13 protein-coding genes are annotated in these 15620 nt (G+C 72.5%); 11 read left to right on the top strand and 2 right to left on the bottom strand.

What is annotated here, in order from left to right; translation table 11 throughout:
* The 7 genes from ACYVK7_RS21055 to ACYVK7_RS21025 all read left to right on the top strand — a co-directional run bounded on the left by ACYVK7_RS21055 (window position 1) and on the right by ACYVK7_RS21025 (window position 7319).
* Window positions 1–1305: an ABC transporter substrate-binding protein gene (locus ACYVK7_RS21055; RefSeq protein WP_460889671.1), complete on the top strand. Its 1305-nt coding sequence runs from the start codon at window positions 1–3 to the stop codon at window positions 1303–1305.
* Complete coding sequence (locus ACYVK7_RS21050; protein ID WP_460889670.1) at window positions 1302–2144, top strand: ABC transporter ATP-binding protein; 843 nt, start codon at window positions 1302–1304, stop codon at window positions 2142–2144. Before ACYVK7_RS21055 ends, ACYVK7_RS21050 begins: the two co-directional genes overlap by 4 nt.
* Entirely contained in the window at window positions 2141–2872 is a 732-nt protein-coding gene (locus ACYVK7_RS21045) for an ABC transporter ATP-binding protein (protein ID WP_460889669.1), read from the top strand. The genes ACYVK7_RS21050 and ACYVK7_RS21045 overlap by 4 nt, the downstream gene beginning before the upstream one ends.
* Window positions 2873–2963: 91 nt before the next feature.
* Window positions 2964–3887 (top strand): branched-chain amino acid ABC transporter permease, encoded by a 924-nt coding sequence (locus ACYVK7_RS21040; protein ID WP_460889668.1) that lies wholly within the window; start codon window positions 2964–2966, stop codon window positions 3885–3887.
* Window positions 3884–4927, top strand: a complete 1044-nt coding sequence (locus tag ACYVK7_RS21035) for a branched-chain amino acid ABC transporter permease (RefSeq protein WP_460889667.1) — start codon at window positions 3884–3886, stop codon at window positions 4925–4927. The genes ACYVK7_RS21040 and ACYVK7_RS21035 overlap by 4 nt, the downstream gene beginning before the upstream one ends.
* A gap of 181 nt (window positions 4928–5108) precedes the next feature.
* Entirely contained in the window at window positions 5109–5252 is a 144-nt protein-coding gene (locus ACYVK7_RS21030) for a hypothetical protein (protein WP_460889666.1), read from the top strand.
* 591 nt (window positions 5253–5843) lie between these two features.
* Window positions 5844–7319 carry a class-II fumarase/aspartase family protein gene (locus ACYVK7_RS21025; RefSeq protein WP_460889665.1) on the top strand — a complete coding sequence of 492 codons (1476 nt, stop codon included), beginning with the start codon at window positions 5844–5846 and terminating at the stop codon, window positions 7317–7319.
* A gap of 108 nt (window positions 7320–7427) precedes the next feature.
* Here the strand turns inward: ACYVK7_RS21025 and ACYVK7_RS21020 are convergent, their stop codons facing one another.
* A complete protein-coding gene (locus tag ACYVK7_RS21020) occupies window positions 7428–8039 on the bottom strand; it encodes a ribonuclease H family protein (protein WP_460889664.1) in 612 nt (203 codons plus the stop codon).
* Between the two features lie 230 nt (window positions 8040–8269).
* Here ACYVK7_RS21020 and ACYVK7_RS21015 point away from each other — a divergent pair, with 230 nt between their 5' ends.
* The 4 genes from ACYVK7_RS21015 (at window position 8270) to ACYVK7_RS21000 (ending at window position 13965) form a co-directional block, all read left to right on the top strand.
* Window positions 8270–9400, top strand: coding sequence for a VIT1/CCC1 transporter family protein (locus tag ACYVK7_RS21015; protein ID WP_460889749.1), 1131 nt, complete (start codon window positions 8270–8272; stop codon window positions 9398–9400).
* A gap of 223 nt (window positions 9401–9623) precedes the next feature.
* Window positions 9624–11153, top strand: coding sequence for a DUF5585 domain-containing protein (locus ACYVK7_RS21010; RefSeq protein WP_460889663.1), 1530 nt, complete (start codon window positions 9624–9626; stop codon window positions 11151–11153).
* 81 nt (window positions 11154–11234) lie between these two features.
* A complete protein-coding gene (locus ACYVK7_RS21005; RefSeq protein ID WP_460889662.1) occupies window positions 11235–12374 on the top strand; it encodes a hypothetical protein in 1140 nt (379 codons plus the stop codon).
* 286 nt (window positions 12375–12660) lie between these two features.
* Window positions 12661–13965 carry an MFS transporter gene (locus ACYVK7_RS21000; RefSeq protein WP_460889661.1) on the top strand — a complete coding sequence of 435 codons (1305 nt, stop codon included), beginning with the start codon at window positions 12661–12663 and terminating at the stop codon, window positions 13963–13965.
* Between the two features lie 110 nt (window positions 13966–14075).
* On the opposite strand, the gene ACYVK7_RS20995 is transcribed toward ACYVK7_RS21000, so the two are convergent.
* Complete coding sequence (locus tag ACYVK7_RS20995) at window positions 14076–15533, bottom strand: flotillin family protein (RefSeq protein ID WP_460889660.1); 1458 nt, start codon at window positions 15531–15533, stop codon at window positions 14076–14078.
* Window positions 15534–15620 lie beyond the last annotated feature (87 nt).

The following is a 15620-nucleotide window of genomic DNA, read 5'->3' as shown; positions in this document are numbered from 1 at the left end:
ATGGTTCGCAACGGACGGTCCCTGAACGCGCGGGTGGCAGTGGCCTGGGCGTCGACAGCGGCGCTGGCCGGAGTCCTCACGGGCTGCGGCGAGGTCGGCGGTGGCGCGGTGGGCGCCGGCGGCGGAGACGACGACGTGCTGAAGATCGGCTTCGTCTCGACCGAGACGGGCCCGTCGGCGCCGTTCGGTGAGGCCAACGCCTACGTGATCGACGCCATGGAGCAGTGGTTCGCCGGCCACCCGGTGACCATCGACGGCACCGAGCACACCGTCGAGATCATCGTGAAGGACTCGCAGTCCAGCTCGGCCCGCGCGGGCGAGGTGGCGGCCGAGCTGATCAACGGCGACGGCGTCGACCTGGTGCTGACGTCCTCCACGCCCGACATCACCAACCCCGTCTCGGAGCAGTGCGAGGCCAACTCGGTCCCGTGCATCTCGACGGTCGCGCCGTGGCAGCCCTTCGCCATCCGGGAGGGTGACGAGCCCGCGGACCTCAAGTACAGCTATCACGCGTTCTGGGGTCTCGAGGACGTGTCGGCGGTGTATGCGGACATGTGGGGCCAGGTCGACACGAACCAGAAGGCGGCCGGCCTGTTCCCGAACGACCCGGACGGTCAGGCGTGGAGCGCGAACTTCCCCGCCCTCACGGCCGACACCGGCGTCACCATCGACGACCCGGGCCTGTACCCGAACGGCACCCAGGACTTCTCGGCACAGCTCTCCGCGTTCAAGGGGCACGACATCCTGGTCGGCGTTCCGATCCCGCCGGACTTCACCACGTTCTGGCAGCAGGCCGGGCAGCAGGGCTACCAGCCGAAGGTCGCGACCATCGGCAAGGCCCTCCTGTTCCCGTCCGCGGTCGAGGCGCTGGGCAACGCGGGCGACGGCCTCACCTCCGAGGTCTGGTGGCACCCGACTGCGCCGTTCACCTCGTCGCTGACGGGGCAGACCGCGCAGGAGCTGGCGGACCGGTACGAGGCCGACACGGGCAAGCAGTGGACCCAGCCGCTCGGTTTCGCGGAGGCCCTGTTCGAGGTCACCGTCGCCGCCGTCGAGCAGGCCGGCTCCACCGAGCCGGACGCGATCACCGAGGCGCTGTCCACGCTCGAGGTCTCCACGGTGGTCGGCGACATCGCCTGGGGCGTGGACGACGGCGTCCCGCCGTACGTCGCGAAGACGCCGCTCGTCGGCGGGCAGTGGCGCCTGGACGAGAGCGAGGGCGAGCACCCCTACGAGCTCGTCGTGGTCTCCAACGAGCTCGCCCCGCAGATCCCGACGGCGGGCGAGGTCGAGCCGCTCCGGTGAGCGAACCCCTGCTGCGGGTGACGGGCGTCGCCAAGCGCTTCGGACACGTCGTCACGGCACGCGACGTGTCGTTCGGGGTGGCCGCGGGCGAGGCACTCGGCCTCGTGGGCCCGAACGGCGCGGGCAAGACCACGCTGCTCGACATCGTCGCGGGCACCCAGCGGGCCGACGCGGGGACCGTGGTGCTCGACGGCCACGACGTCACCCGGCTCGGCGCCGCCGCCCGTGCCGACCGGGGGATCGCCCGGTCGTACCAGGTGCCGCGCCCCTTCGGCGGTCTCACCGTGTTCGAGAACGTGCTCGTCGGGGCGTCGTTCGCCGGCCGGGCGCACGCCGGGCGGACCGCGTCCCGGCGCGCCGCCTCCCGGCACAGCAGAACCCAGGCCTGGCACGCGCTTGAGGTGACCGGCATGACCGAGGCGGCCGACACGCCGTCGGGCAGCCTGCGGCTGCTGGACCGCAAGCGGCTGGAGGTGGCGAGAGCCCTCGCCACCGGTCCGCGCCTGCTCCTCCTGGACGAGATCGCGGGAGGTCTCACGGACAGCGAGCTGCCGCAGGTCGTGCGCCTGGTCCGCCGTCTGCGGGACGACGGCGTCGCGGTGATCTGGATCGAGCACGTGCTGCACGCGCTGCTCGACGTCGTCGACCGGCTGATGTGCCTCGCCGGCGGCGAGGTGATCGCGCAGGGCGACCCGCACGACGTGATCCGCAGCCCCGAGGTGGTGGAGGTGTACCTCGGCTCGACCGTCGACGCGGCGCCGGCCGCGGACCAGGGCACGACCGCGAATCCCGGCGCCACCGCGGATCCTGGCGCCACCGCGGGGGAGGTGACCGCGTGAACGTGCTCGAGGCGACCGGCCTGGAGGTCCGGTACGGCGACCTGACGGCCGTCGACGGCGTGGCCCTCTCGCTCGCCGAGGGGGAGACGCTCGCGGTGCTCGGCGCCAACGGTGCGGGCAAGTCCACGCTGCTGGCGGCGCTCGCGGGCACCCACCTGCCCACGTCGGGCACGGTGCTGCTCGACGGCGAGCCCGTCACCCGGCTGCCCGCCCACCGGCGCGTGCGGCGGGGCATCGCGCTCGTCCCCGAGGGGCGACGCGTGTTCGGGTCGCTCACCGTCGAGGAGAACCTGCTCATGGGGCGCTTCCCGAGACGCGGCGGACCGTGGGACCTGCGCACCGTCTACGCCCTGTTCCCGCAGGTCGCCGAGATGAGGGACCGGCGGGGCAGCGTCCTGTCCGGCGGGCAGCAGCAGGCGGTCGCCATCGGCAGGGCGCTGCTGGCGAACCCGCGGGTGCTGCTGCTCGACGAGGTGTCGCTCGGGCTCGCGCCGTCCGTGGTGGCCCAGCTCTACGACGTGGTGGGGCGCATCACGGCGGAGGGCACCACCGCGCTCGTCGTCGAACAGGATCTCGACCAGGCGCTGCGCGTGGCCGACCGCGTCCAGTGCCTGCTCGGCGGCCGGACCGTGCTGGAGGCACCGGCGGCAGGCCTGGACCGGGACACCGTCGCGGACGCCTACTTCGGCATCACCCAACCCCGCCGAGGTAGTCACCTGCCGAGGTAGTCACCTGGCGAGGTAGTCACGTAGCGAAGAGGTACTACTTCGCCAGATGACTACCTCGGCGCGACAGAACCCCAGCGAGACCGGAGGACCGATGGACTGGCTCAACGCCGGTGTGCAAGGTGTGCTGCTCGGCGGGCAGTACGCCCTCCTGGCCTGCGGCCTGTCGCTGATCTTCGGCGTGATGCGCATCGTCAACCTGGCGCACGGCGTGCTCGCGGTGCTCGCCGCCTACCTCTCGCTGGTGCTGGTGCAGCAGGGGCTGCCGCTGTGGCTCGCGGTCGTCGTGGTGGTCCCGGTGTTCGCGGCCCTCGGGTACGCGGTGCAGCGCGGCCTGTTCAACCCGGCGCTCGCGCAGGTGGGCAGAGACATGAGCGCCGGCCCGCGCAGGCGCACGCGTGGCGGTTCGCGCAGCGCGGGCGAGCTGGCGCCGCTGCTCGTGTCGTTCGGTGTCGCCGTCGCGCTGACCAGCCTGCTCCAGGAGGTCTTCAGCGCGGACACCCGCAAGATCCCCACGGGCGGCCTCGCGTCGGCAGGTCTGCCGCTCGGAGGCCTGTCGGTCGGTGTGCTGCCGCTGATCACCCTTGCGGTGGCGGTGGTGGTCATCGCGGCGGTCCAGCTCTTCCTCGCGCGCACCGCGACAGGGCGGGCGATGCGCGCCGTCGCGGACGACGCAGGCGCCGCCGCCATGACGGGAGTCGACCCCAGGCACATGTATGGCCTCGCGACGGCCCTCGCGTTCGCCACCCTGGCGCTCGCCGGCGTGTTCGTCGGGGTGAGCACGCAGTTCTCGCCCGGGTACGGCGACCTGGTGCTGCTGTTCGCGTTCGAGGCCGTGATCATCGGCGGGCTGGGCTCGTTGTGGGGCACGCTCGCCGGCGGCGTGGTGCTCGGCCTGGCCCAGACGGTCGGCGCCCAGATCGACCCCCAGTCCGGGGTGCTCGCCGGGCACCTCGTCTTCCTCGCCGTGCTGGTGGTCCGGCCGGGCGGCCTGATGCCGAGGAGCGTGTCGGCATGAGCCGCCCCGCCGTCGACCCGGCCACCGAGACCGCCGCGCCCGAAGGCCCAGGCCCCGTCGTGACCAGGGGTGGACGCGGGTCCCTGGTCGGCGCGGGTGGCCTGCTGGTCGTCGTGGTGCTGCTCGCCGCCGTCGTGCCGTACGCGGTGACGCTCGGGGCACTGTCCAGCCTCGTGATGCTCTTCGCCCTTGTGATACTCGGTACCACCTGGAACCTGCTCGCCGGGTACGGCGGCATGGTGAGCGTGGGCCAGCAGGCCTACGTCGGCGTGGGCGGGTATGCCCTGATCCAGCTCGCCGACGCCGTCGGCGCCCCGGCGTGGGCGGCGGTCCTCGCCGCCGGGCTGGTAGGGGGCGCCATCGCGCTGCCGACGAGCTACCTCGTGTTCCGCCTGGCCGGCGGGTACTTCGCGATCGGCACCTGGGTGGTGGCCGAGGTGTTTCGGCTGGTCACCATGCAGATCGACGGTCTCGGCGGCGGATCGGGGCTGTCCCTGGTCGCATTCCGCGGAACGGATCGGGTGGAGCGGGTCGCCTTCGTCTACTGGTTCGCGCTGGCGCTCATGGTCGCCGTCGTCCTCGGGACCTACCTGCTCCTGCGCTCCCGCGTGGGACTCGGGCTCACGGCGATCCGCGACGACCGGGTCGCCGCGAGCAGCCTCGGGGTGGCCGTGGACCGCGGCCGCCGCCTCGTGTACGTCGCCGGGTCCGCCGGCGCGGCGCTCGCGGGCGCGCTGATCGCCCTGAGCACGCTGGGCGTGACCCCAGGGTCGATCTACTCCGTGAACTGGACTGCGGCCATGATCTTCATCGTGGTGGTCGGCGGTATCGGGACCATCGAGGGCCCGATCGTCGGCGCGGTCCTGTACTGGGTGCTCCAGCAGGCCCTCGCGCCCCTCGGCACCTGGTACCTCGTGGTGCTCGGTGCGGTCGCCGTGGCCGTGGTGCTCCTCGCGCCGAGCGGCCTGTGGGGCCTGGTCGCGGGCCGCTATCAGCTCTTTCCCCTGACCCACCACGTCCGACGCCCGTCGCGGGCGTGACCGGCTCCCGGCCAGGTAGCCGCAACGATCGCGCCCGCGACAAAGTTCTGACGGAGCGGTGAGGCTCATATCACAGCTTCTTCAGTCGACGGCGCGACTCGGTATCAACGAAAATGGCTGATCCGCACATCAGCGGTGAACCACGTGCACCGTCGCCGTACGCCTGCACCGGAGGAGGACCATGACGGACGCCAACGACGCCCAGTACCACTCCATCGCCAACCCTCGCCGGACCACGCTCCTGCATCGGAGCGTCGCCGACACCTACGTGTCCCAACATGAGGAGCACCAAGCCCCGGCCGACGACGCCGCGGCTGCGGGCTGACTCGCCCGGCGCTCGCGCCGAACGCCCCACCTCGACAGAGAGCCCGGCCGCACGCCCTATCGGCACGTGCGGCCGGGCTCGCTGCGTGGTCGAGGTCGTGTGTCCGACCGGTCCGCGCCGGCCGGCCCGCGCCGACCGTCCGCGCCGGCCGGCCCGTCGACCGGGTCCGGCATGTGAGACGGCTGGCGTGGCGCAGAAGTTCACCCCCACGCGGTCAGGCGCCGTCAAGCCGCAGGTCACGGGCCGGCTGGTCGCAGGAGCACGCGTGACGGACCTCACCCGCGTTACATTCCCGAAACAGTTCCGCTAACCTGGATGAAGCGATTCCTTCCACGATCCGGAACGCCGGGTCGGCGCACGGCAGGTTGGTGCATCGCGCAGCCGGTACAGAGGCGACACGGCGCGTTCAGCACGGCGGGCAGGCGGGCAAGGCCCCGCGGCGGCCGGTGCGAGATGGATCAGGAGCTCGCGGGGCAGGTCGGACCCACCAGGGACAGGTCTGTCAGCACGTCCGGTCACGTACGACGACTCAACCGAGTGGGGAACTCAGAAATGCACAGCGAATCGATTCGACACTTCACTGACGGACGCGTGCCCGACGCCGGTATCGCGCACCTCTTCAGCGTCGAGAACCGATTCCAGGCGCGACTCGACGTCGAGGCCGCGCTCGCGCTCGCCGAGGCCGAGGTCGGCCTGATCCCGGAACCAGCGGGAGAGGCCATCGCGCAGGCGGCGCAGATCGAGAAGCTGGACCTCGCCCGGGTGGCGGCCGAGACGGTGTCGGCGAGCCACCCCCTGATGCCGCTCATCGAGGAGTTCGCGCGAGTGGTCGGGCGCGAGCACGGCGGGTGGGTGCACTGGGGCGCCACGACCCAGAACATTACGCAGACGGCCGACGTACTGGTCCTGCGCGACGCGCACAGCGCGGTCAAGGCCCTGCTCGCCAAGGTGCTGCGGGGCATGTCGAAGCTGGCGGAGGCGTCCGCCGCCGTGCCGATGGCCGGCCGTACCCACAGCCAGCACGCGGTGCCGGTGACGTTCGGGTTCAAGGTAGCCGTCTGGATCGACGAGCTGACGGCCCACACCGACCGGCTGGAGCGCCTCGAGGACCGCCTGTTCCGGGTCCTGATGGGTGGCGCCGTCGGTACGTTCGCGTCGTTCGGGCCCGCCGGGCGCGAGGTGGAGAGCAGGGTCGCCGACCACCTCGGGCTGGGCACCATGCCGGTGCCGTCACGGGCGATCAACGACGGCATCGTCGAGCTGGTGCTCGTCCTCGGCCAGGTCGCCGGGACCGCCGGCAAGATCGGCAAGGACATCTACTCGATGATGCAGCCGGAGTTCGGCGAGGCGTTCGAGCCCATCCCGGACGGAACGGTCGGCAGCTCGACCATGCCGCACAAGCGCAACCCGCAGCTCGCCCTCGACCTGTTGTCGATGAGTGCCCAGCTCCGCGCGCTCGCCGCGCCGGCGCTCGAGTCGATACAGCACGACCACGAGGCGAACGGCGGCATGACCGACCTGCTCGAGGAGACGGCCAAGCGTGCCACCGTGCTGGGCGGCGACATCCTGACCCGGCTCGACGTCATTCTCGGCGGTCTCGAGCTGGACGAGCAGCGGATGCGCGCCAACCTCGCGCTGAGCGAGGGGCTGATCGGCTCGGAGTCGCTCATGATGGAGCTGGGCGAGCGCATCGGGCGGCAGAAGGCGCACGAGGTCGTGTACGAGGTGGCTCAGGAGTCCGCCGTCGGCGACGCGCAGTTCCTCGACCTGCTGGTGCGCAACACGACCGTGAGCGCCTATTTCGACCGCGACGAGATCCGTCGTCTGATCGACCCGCGCGCGTACCTGGGTGAGAGCGTCACCATCGCGCACGAGATGGCGCAGCACGCGCGTGCCGTCGCAGACCGGCTCGAGTTCCGCGCCCGTACGGCCGAGCCGGTCCCGCTGTTCGTGCGAGCGGCCGCCGCGCCGGACGACGTCGACGAGGACGACGCCGAGCCGGTCACCGCCGGCCGGGTCGCGCCGGACGCGCGCACCGCTGAGGAGCTCCTGCTCCTCGGTCTGTAGCCGGCGGTGGCCGGCCCGGGACCGGAACGAGGCCTGCGGCCCTGACCCGGCGTACCAGGTACGTCGCGTCAGGGCCGCAGGCCTTCTCGTCCTGTCCTGGTTCGACCGTCAGTCGAACAGGGTCTCCGACACCCAGGTCCGCCCGGCCGAGGTTCCGACCGGGGCCGGGGGCGCCACCGGCGCGCGGGTCTCGGGCACCTCGGCGGTGAAGCCGGCACCGCGCAGCTCGGCGTCGGGGATCATCCCGGCGTCGGGCACGAGCATCTCGCCGACGCCGCCGCGCCCCGCGTCCCACTCCTCCGCGGCGAAGCCCGCGAGCTGGTCCACCCGGTCGTTGTACGGGTTGCCCACGTGTCCGCGCACCCAGTGGAACCGGACAGGTCCCGTGCGTTCCGTGACGGCGCGGTCGATGTGCTGCACCAGGTCGACGTTGGGGACGGGATCGCCGGACGGCGACCGCCAACCGTTGCGCTTCCATCCGTCGGACCACTCGGACACGGATCGGACGGCGTACTGCGAGCCGGACTCCACGAGCAGCGGTTCGTCACCGGGGTGCGCCTCGATCGCGCGCAACAAGGCCGAGAGCGCGGCCACCTGGTCGTTTCCCCGGGCAGCGCCGCCCGAGTCGAACTGGCCACCCGCGTGGTTGATCCACGCCCATCCGATCGCGCCGCCGGGTGCGGCCGACCCGTGCGTGCTGACGATGATCACGGCGTCCATTGTGCATCCTTCTGCGCGAGAAACCGTACGGCAGGCCGAGGGGCGGCAGGTTCGGACCCGGACGGGCGAGAGTTCGGCCACGCGAACCCGGAGCCCCGGAGCCACGAAACCCATGGGCCACGATCCGTGGGCATGATGGCGGAGTGCCTCACCTACCCTCCGACCCGTCCCGTGACCCGGCACGGCGTACGTCCGACCGCACCCCGACGCCGGCCGAGCGGGCCCAGGGGCTGCACCCGTCACGCCGTCGAACCCCCGCCGACATCCGGCGGTGGCGCAGGCTGCTCGCGGACGAGTGGGCCGAGGCGGCGGTGTACCGGGACCTCGCCGGCCGGCGTTCCGGGGAGGAGCGCGAGATCCTGCTCGCGCTCGCGCGCGCGGAGAAGCGGCACGAGTCGCACTGGCTCGAGCTCCTCGGTCCCGACGCCGGCGCTCCGGTACGCGGCGACCTGCGCACGCGCGCGCTCGGTTTCCTCGCTCGCCGGTTCGGTGGCGTCTTCGTGCTGGCGCTGGCCCAGCGGGCCGAGGCCAGGTCGTCGTACGCGCACGACGCCGACGCGACCGTGACCATGGCGGCCGACGAGCAGATCCACGAAGAGGTGGTGCGTGCCCTGGCCACCAGGGGCCGGAACCGGCTGTCCGGGACGTTCCGTGCCGCGGTGTTCGGCGCGAACGACGGGCTCGTGTCGAACCTCGCGCTCGTGCTCGGTATCGGCGCATCCGGCGTGGCGACCAGCACGGTCCTGCTGTCCGGGCTCGCGGGCCTCCTCGCGGGGGCGCTCTCCATGGGCGCCGGCGAGTTCGTCTCGGTGCGGTCGCAGCGGGAGCTGCTCGAGGCGTCGTCGCCGTCGCCCGCCGCCGGTGCCGCGCTGCCGCATCTGGACGTCGACGCCAACGAGCTCGCGCTCGTCTACCGCGCCAGGGGGATGAGCGTCGAGAATGCGACGGCGCACGCCGACGCCGTGCTCGCTCGCCTCGCGGTCACGCCCGTCGAGCACCAGGGCCCGCTGCTGCGTGTGCAGGAGGCACCGGCCGGCGACCGTCCGGCGGGGTCGGCGGACGAGGCCGACGACCTCGAGACGCACGGGACCGCGTGGGGCGCCGCGGTCTCGTCCTTCTGCTTCTTCGCGTCGGGTGCAGTGGTGCCGGTGCTGCCCTACCTGCTCGGCCTGGACGGCCTCGTCGCGGTCCTTGTCGCGACCGGCCTCGTCGGGCTCGCGCTGCTGGTGACGGGCGCGGTCGTCGGCCTGCTGTCGGGTACGTCCCCGCTCTCCCGGGCGCTGCGCCAGGTCGCGATCGGGCTCGGGGCGGCGGGTGCCACGTACGCTCTCGGTCTCGTCTTCGGCGCCACCGTCGGCTGACCGGGGCCAGTTCACCCAGGTTTTGAGCAAGGGCCGAGATCGCGTCGATTACCCCGAGATAGGCGAGATAATGCGCCTCTTCCGACATGTCGCAGTTCCGGAGCACAAAATTCTCGATCCGCAAACCGCAGGCGTGCGGTTGCCGAACTTCGGGGCTCCCCGAAGATTAAATGTGTATGCATGACTGCTGGCGGCCCTGACCGGGCCGGAGAGCGGGAGACCGATGTCGAAGGACGCGCAGCTGAGCACGGGGGACCGCCTCCGTCATGCCGTCGCGCGTGCCGCCGGAACTCTCGCGCTCAGTGCCGTGGGCCTCGCGCTCGGCGTCACGCTCGCGGCCCCCTCGGGCGCCGCGGAGCGCGGCCCGCTCGGCTCCGCCCTCGGCGACACGGTGGATGCGACGGCGCAGACCGTCGCCCGGGCAACCGGCCTACTCGCGCCGAGCACAGCCGCCGGGTCCCGGCAGGCCGTGGCCGACGGCGATCCGGTGGCCCCGCAGCAGTCCGCGCCGGAGCCGGTCGCTCCCGAGCCGGACGCGCCGGAGCAGGTTGTGCCGGAGCCGGACGTGTCGGAGCCCGGCACGACCACCGATGCCGCGCCGCAGGCCGGGCCCGCGCCAGCCGAGCCGGAGGCACAGACGGCAGGCGAGGAGCCGGCTACCGCGAAGCCGGCAGCCAGGCCCGCCGCCGATCCGGTCGCCGCAACTGTCGACGACGCCGTGGCGCTGGTCTCCGAAGGCGTGCTGAAGCCGGTGACCGAGCCGGTCCGCACAGCGGTGACCGAACCGGTGGCCGAGAGCGTCACCCGGCTCACCGAGCAGCCCGTCGCGAACGCCAGCGAGGTCGTCGAGCAGGTCTCCGACCCCGCCCTCAAGCCCGTCACCGAGCAGGTCGGCGGGGTCGCTCAGCCCGTGACCGGGGCCCTGGGTGGTCTGCTGGCGCCGGTGACCGGCCTGGTCGGGGAGGTCGCCTCGCCACTGACACCCGTGCTCGGCGCCGTGACCGAGCCGATCGCACCGGTGACCGGCGGCCTGCTGGCTCCCGTGGTCGGCCTGGTCTCCCCGGTGACCGGGGTCGTCGGCGACGTGAGCGCCCCGATCGTGGGCGCCCTCAAGCCGGCGACCGACCCGGTCACGGAGGCGCTCACGCCGGTCCTCACGCCTGTCGGTGAGGCGGTCGCTCCGGTCGTCGTACCTCTCGTCCCGATCGTCGAGCCGCTGAGCCCGGCCGTCGAGCCGCTCCTTCCGGTACCTGGCGGCCTGGTGCCGGAGTTCCCTGCCCAGCCCGCGGTGCCGGGCGGGCTCAGCCCGGTGGTCCCGACCACGCGGGCCGTGGACGCCGAGTCGACGTACCCGGGAGCGCTGCAGGCTCCCGGTGACGTCGCGGTCATGGACCGGACCTCCACCGGAGCCTGGTCCGCACCGCTCGGTGAGGTGAGCGTCCCGCGAGGCGCCACCGCGGCCGACACCGCGCTCGCCCTGAGCGTCGCCACGTCCGGCGTCGTCCACGCGGGTGGCGCAGGCTTCCTCGGGGCGGGCCTCCCGCTCGCCGGGGGTGCGGGGAACGCGGTCGTCGCGGCCTCCGCCGGTCTCCTGGGCGGCGGCGCACCGCAGCTGAAGGGGCTCGGCGGCGACGGTGTCGCGGTGCTCTCCGCCCTGCTCGTCTTCCGGGCGCGCTCCTGGGGCGTGTCGGCCGACGAGTCGCGTGGCAAGCTGTCGAGCAGCTACACGGACGTCCCTGTCTCACCTGCCTGACCTGGCTGGGCCGCGCCCTCGCGCGCGGCACCTCCCGACGGTGCATCTGCCGTCGGCTCCACGCCAGCCAAGGAGAGACTCATGGACAGGAACTTCCGACGGGTGCTGTACACGGCGCTTGTCGCGGGCGGCCTCGCGGTCGTCGGCGCTTCCTCCGCGCACGCCGCAGGGGAAGGTCCGCCGGATCCAGTCACTCAGGAGACCACCGCCACGACCGAGCACGCGTCCGTCACGGGCGGTGACCTCGACGCGGCCACGTCTCCGGCGGCCACGGGAGCCGAGACTCAGGGCGCCGGTGTCGGCACGAGCGACGAGACGGGCCTGGCGGACGACGTCGTCGGCCCTGACGGCATCGTCCGGTCCCTGCTGAGCGCCGACCTCGCAGACGTGGTCGACGGGACACTGGGCGAGGACGGCCTGGTCGACGACCTGCTGACGGGGGTCCCGTCGGGTGACGACGAAGCGCCTCTGCCGGAGGAGCCGGGTACGGATGCGCCCGGAGCTGTCGACCCTCCTGGAACCGACGAGCCTGGAACCGACGAGCCTGGAACCGACGAGCCCGGAACCGACGAGCCCGGAACCGACACGCCCGGAACCGACGAGCCCGGAACCGACAAGCCCGGAACCGACAAGCCCGGAACGGCGGGACCCGGCCGTCCGGGAACCGGCAGTCATGACCCTGGGCCTCGCCCGGCGCATCCCGGTGCCGGCGACGAGGGAACCGACGCTCCCGCCGACTCGCACGCACCGAAGCCGCGGACACCCGAGTCCGGCACCACAGAGCCCCGCACCACAGAGCCCCGCACCACCGAACCGCGTACGGGGTACTCCGGTGGGTACCCGGTCAGCGCAGGAACGCCGGGGGCGATCCCTGTCGGCCACGTGCCGAGCGACTCCGCTGTCCCGGCCCGCGCGGCCGTTCAGCCGGTCCGCGGCACCGCCGAGCCGATGGGCGAGCACCCGCTGGTCCAGGGGGTCGACCTCACCTGGGGCGCCACGGGCGGTTCGGTTCCGACGTCCAGCAGCGGGAGCATCCGGTCGGGCGACATGGACGACCGTCCTCACCGCCCGGTGACCGAGCCCGTGGCGGAGCCGGTAGCACGGCGGGTAGTGCCCGACGCGGATCTCGCGGAGACGGGCCACATGATCACGGGGCAGCTTTCGCTGATCTCGCTCCTGATGGGGCTGGGGATCGCGGCGCTCCGCACACGTCGCCGGTAGAGCGTGGCTTGACCACGTTCTACCGGTCGACAGCCGGCCCGGGTCCGGTCCCCGGTCGTGAGCCATCAAGGTGACTCGTGACCGAGGACCGACCCAGACCCGGGTCGGTAGGTTCGAGGGTCGGGGCGCCGCTGGGGGGCGCCCCGGCCCGCGGACCAGGAAAGTACAGAGCGGGAGCTCAGGACATCGGGGGGTGTCCTGACCTCCCGCTCTGTCGTGCGCGGGAGACGTACCTCACCTCGGGCGCCACGGCCAGGTCGCCAGGGCGAGGCCTACGATCGCCATCATGCGTCACCTGCTCGCCGACACCACGCCGCTGAGGGTGTCATCGGACTACCGGCGTCTGTGGTTCGGGCTGTCGATCTCGAACATCGGCACGCAGGTGACCATCGTGGCCGTGGGCCTGCAGATCTACGCCCTCACCGGGTCCACCCTCGCGGTCGGCCTGCTGGGCCTGTTCTCGCTGGTCCCGCTCGTAGCCCTCGGCCTGTACGGCGGGGCGCTCGTGGACCACTACGACCGGCGCAAGGTCTCGCTCCTGTCCTCGTGCGTGCTGTGGGTCGTCGTCGCGGGCATCGCGGCGCAGGCCTGGTTCGAGGTCGAGTCGGTGCACCTCCTGTACGGGCTGGTCGCTCTGCAGAGCGCGGCGTTCGCCATCAACAACCCCGCCCGGTCGGCGATCATCCCGCGCCTGCTTGCCCCGGAGCTCCTGCCCGCGGCCAACGCGCTGGCCACGCTCTCGATGAACGTCGCGCTGACCGGCGGACCGCTGATCGGCGCCGTGCTGGTCGCCCAGCTGGGCTACGCCTGGGCGTACACGCTGGACATGGTGTTGTTCCTCGCGGCCCTGTGGTCGGTGTTCAAGCTGCCGCCGGTGCCTCCGGAGCGCGCCGGCGCCGTCGAGCTGAACAGCCGGGGCAGGGTGCGCGCCGTCGGGCTGCGGTCGGTCTTCGACGGACTGCGCTACCTCGCCACCCAGCCCAACGTCCGCACGACGTTCGTCGTCGACATCTGTGCGATGGTGCTCGCCTTTCCGCGCGTGCTGTGGCCGGCCGCCGGCGTCGTCTACCTGGGCGGCGGTGAGACGACCACCGGCGTGCTCGCCGCGACCTTCGCCGTCGGCGGCATCCTCGCGAGCGTGTTCTCCGGCGGGCTGACCCGCATGCGCAAGCAGGGGCAGGTGATCATCTGGGCCATCACGGCGTGGGGCGTGTCGATCGCCGCGTTCGGGCTCGTCCTCGTCCTCGTGGGCCGGGGCTCACCGGACGGGCCGATCGTCTGGGCCGTCGTCGCGGCGGGTATCGCCCTCGCGTTCGCCGGCGGGTCCGACAGCATCTCGTCCGTGTTCCGGCAGAGCATCCTGCAGACCGCGACGCCGGACCACATGCGCGGACGGCTGCAGGGCGTGTTCATCGTGGTCGTGGCGGGCGGGCCGCGCCTGGGGGAGATGGTCCTCGGCGCCGAGGCGACGTGGTTCGGCGAGGGCTGGGCCGCGGTCGTGGGAGGCCTGACGTGCCTGGTGCTGCTCTGGCTGGTCGTCCGCCTGTCCCCCCGCTTCTGGCGCTACGACGCGCACCACCCGGAGCCGTGACGCCGGGGAGAGCGACCCGGGGCAGCGACCCCGGGAACCGTCCCGACGTGCCAGACCCTCAGGTCACCAGCGTGACCTGAGGGTCTGGGACGTTCTACGCGTTCCGGGGGTCAGTTCTTCTCGGCCGCGCCCGGGGCGTCGGTCGAGTCGGGCCCGACGCCGTTCGTCGGGCCGGCGAGGTTCGAGATGAGCTGATTGATGTCGACGCCCGTGAGCTGCTTGATGACGCCCTGGCCCTCGCCGATCACGGAGGCCACGTTCTTCGTGACGGCGGAGGCGCCGTCCGTCGAGATCACGGTCATGCCCTGGATCGAGGACATGGGCTCGGCAGCGGCGCGGACGATGTCGGGCATCCGCTCGATGAGCTCCTGCACCAGGGCGGCCTCGCCGTACTTGCGCAGTGCCTCTGCCTTGGCGTCGATGGTGGCGGCCTCGGCGAGACCCTCCGCCTCGACGGCGGCTGCCCGGGCCCGGCCCTCCGCCTCGATACCGGCGGCGAGTGCCACCTGCTTGTCGCGCTCGGCCTCACCGGCGCGGCGCACCGACTCCGCGGACGCCTCCGCGTCCTGCAACGCCGCCGTCTTGTTCGCCTGGGCGATGGTGGTCCGCTTGAAGGCCTCGGCCTCGGTGGCCGCGTTCTCGGCGTCACGACGGGCGTTGGCGTTCTGCACCTCCGCGTAGGCCTTGGCCTCGGCGGGCTTGCGGACCTCGATGTCGAGGCGCTCCTGCTCGACGCGCGCCTTCTCGGCCATGGCCTCGCGCTCCTGCTGGGCCACGAGGCGGTCCTGCTCGGCGCGGGCGAGCTGGCCGGCGGCCTCTGCCTCGGCGTTCGCCTTGTCGGTCTCGGCCTTGATGGTGGCCTGCTTCAGGTCGAGCGCCTTCTTGCGCTCGGCGATCTGCTCGGCCGCCTCGATCACGGCGAACTCGGACGCCCGGTTGGCCTCCGCCTCGGAGACCTCCGCGAGCTGCCGGGCGTTGGCGGCCTCGGCGCGACCGAGGTTCGCGAGGTAGTCCGACCCCGGCGTCGAGATGTCGGAGATGTTGAGCAGGTCGACCTGGAGGCCCTGCTCGGAGAGGTCGGTCTTCGTGGACTGGACCACGCGGTCGGACAGGCCCTTACGGTCCGAGATGATCTGCTCGATCGTCATGTCGCCGACGATCGACCGCAGCGAGCCCTCGAGGGACTCCTTGATGATCTCGGTCAGCAGGTGCTGCTGGGACAGGAAGCGCTGGGCTGCCCGCCGCACGCCCTCCTCGTCGCCACGCACCTTGAAGTTGATCGATGCCTTGATGGCGATCTTGATGCGGTTCTTGTCGACGCCCTCGACGGTGATGCCGATCTGCCGCTGCTCCAGGGAGATCGCGAAGCCCTGCTGCAGCACCGGCCACACGAAGGCCCGGCCGCCCACGACGACGCGCTGGCTCGAGAGCTGGGCCTCGGACTTTCCTGCGCCGCGGCCCACGATGATCAGGGCCTCGTTCGGCGGCACCCGCCGGATGCGGCTCGCGACGAACGCGAGGACGAGGAAGATCGCGAGCGCGATCACCACGACCGCGATGACGCCCACTAGTTGTTGCTGGTCATGACGTTGGTGACGCCGGTCGGTAGCTTCGTGGCTGGGGGCTGGTTCCCGACGGCGGTGTGGGCCCGATGG

Source organism: Promicromonospora xylanilytica (assembly GCF_054782895.1).
This window is presented reverse-complemented; position numbering and strand designations above follow the sequence as displayed.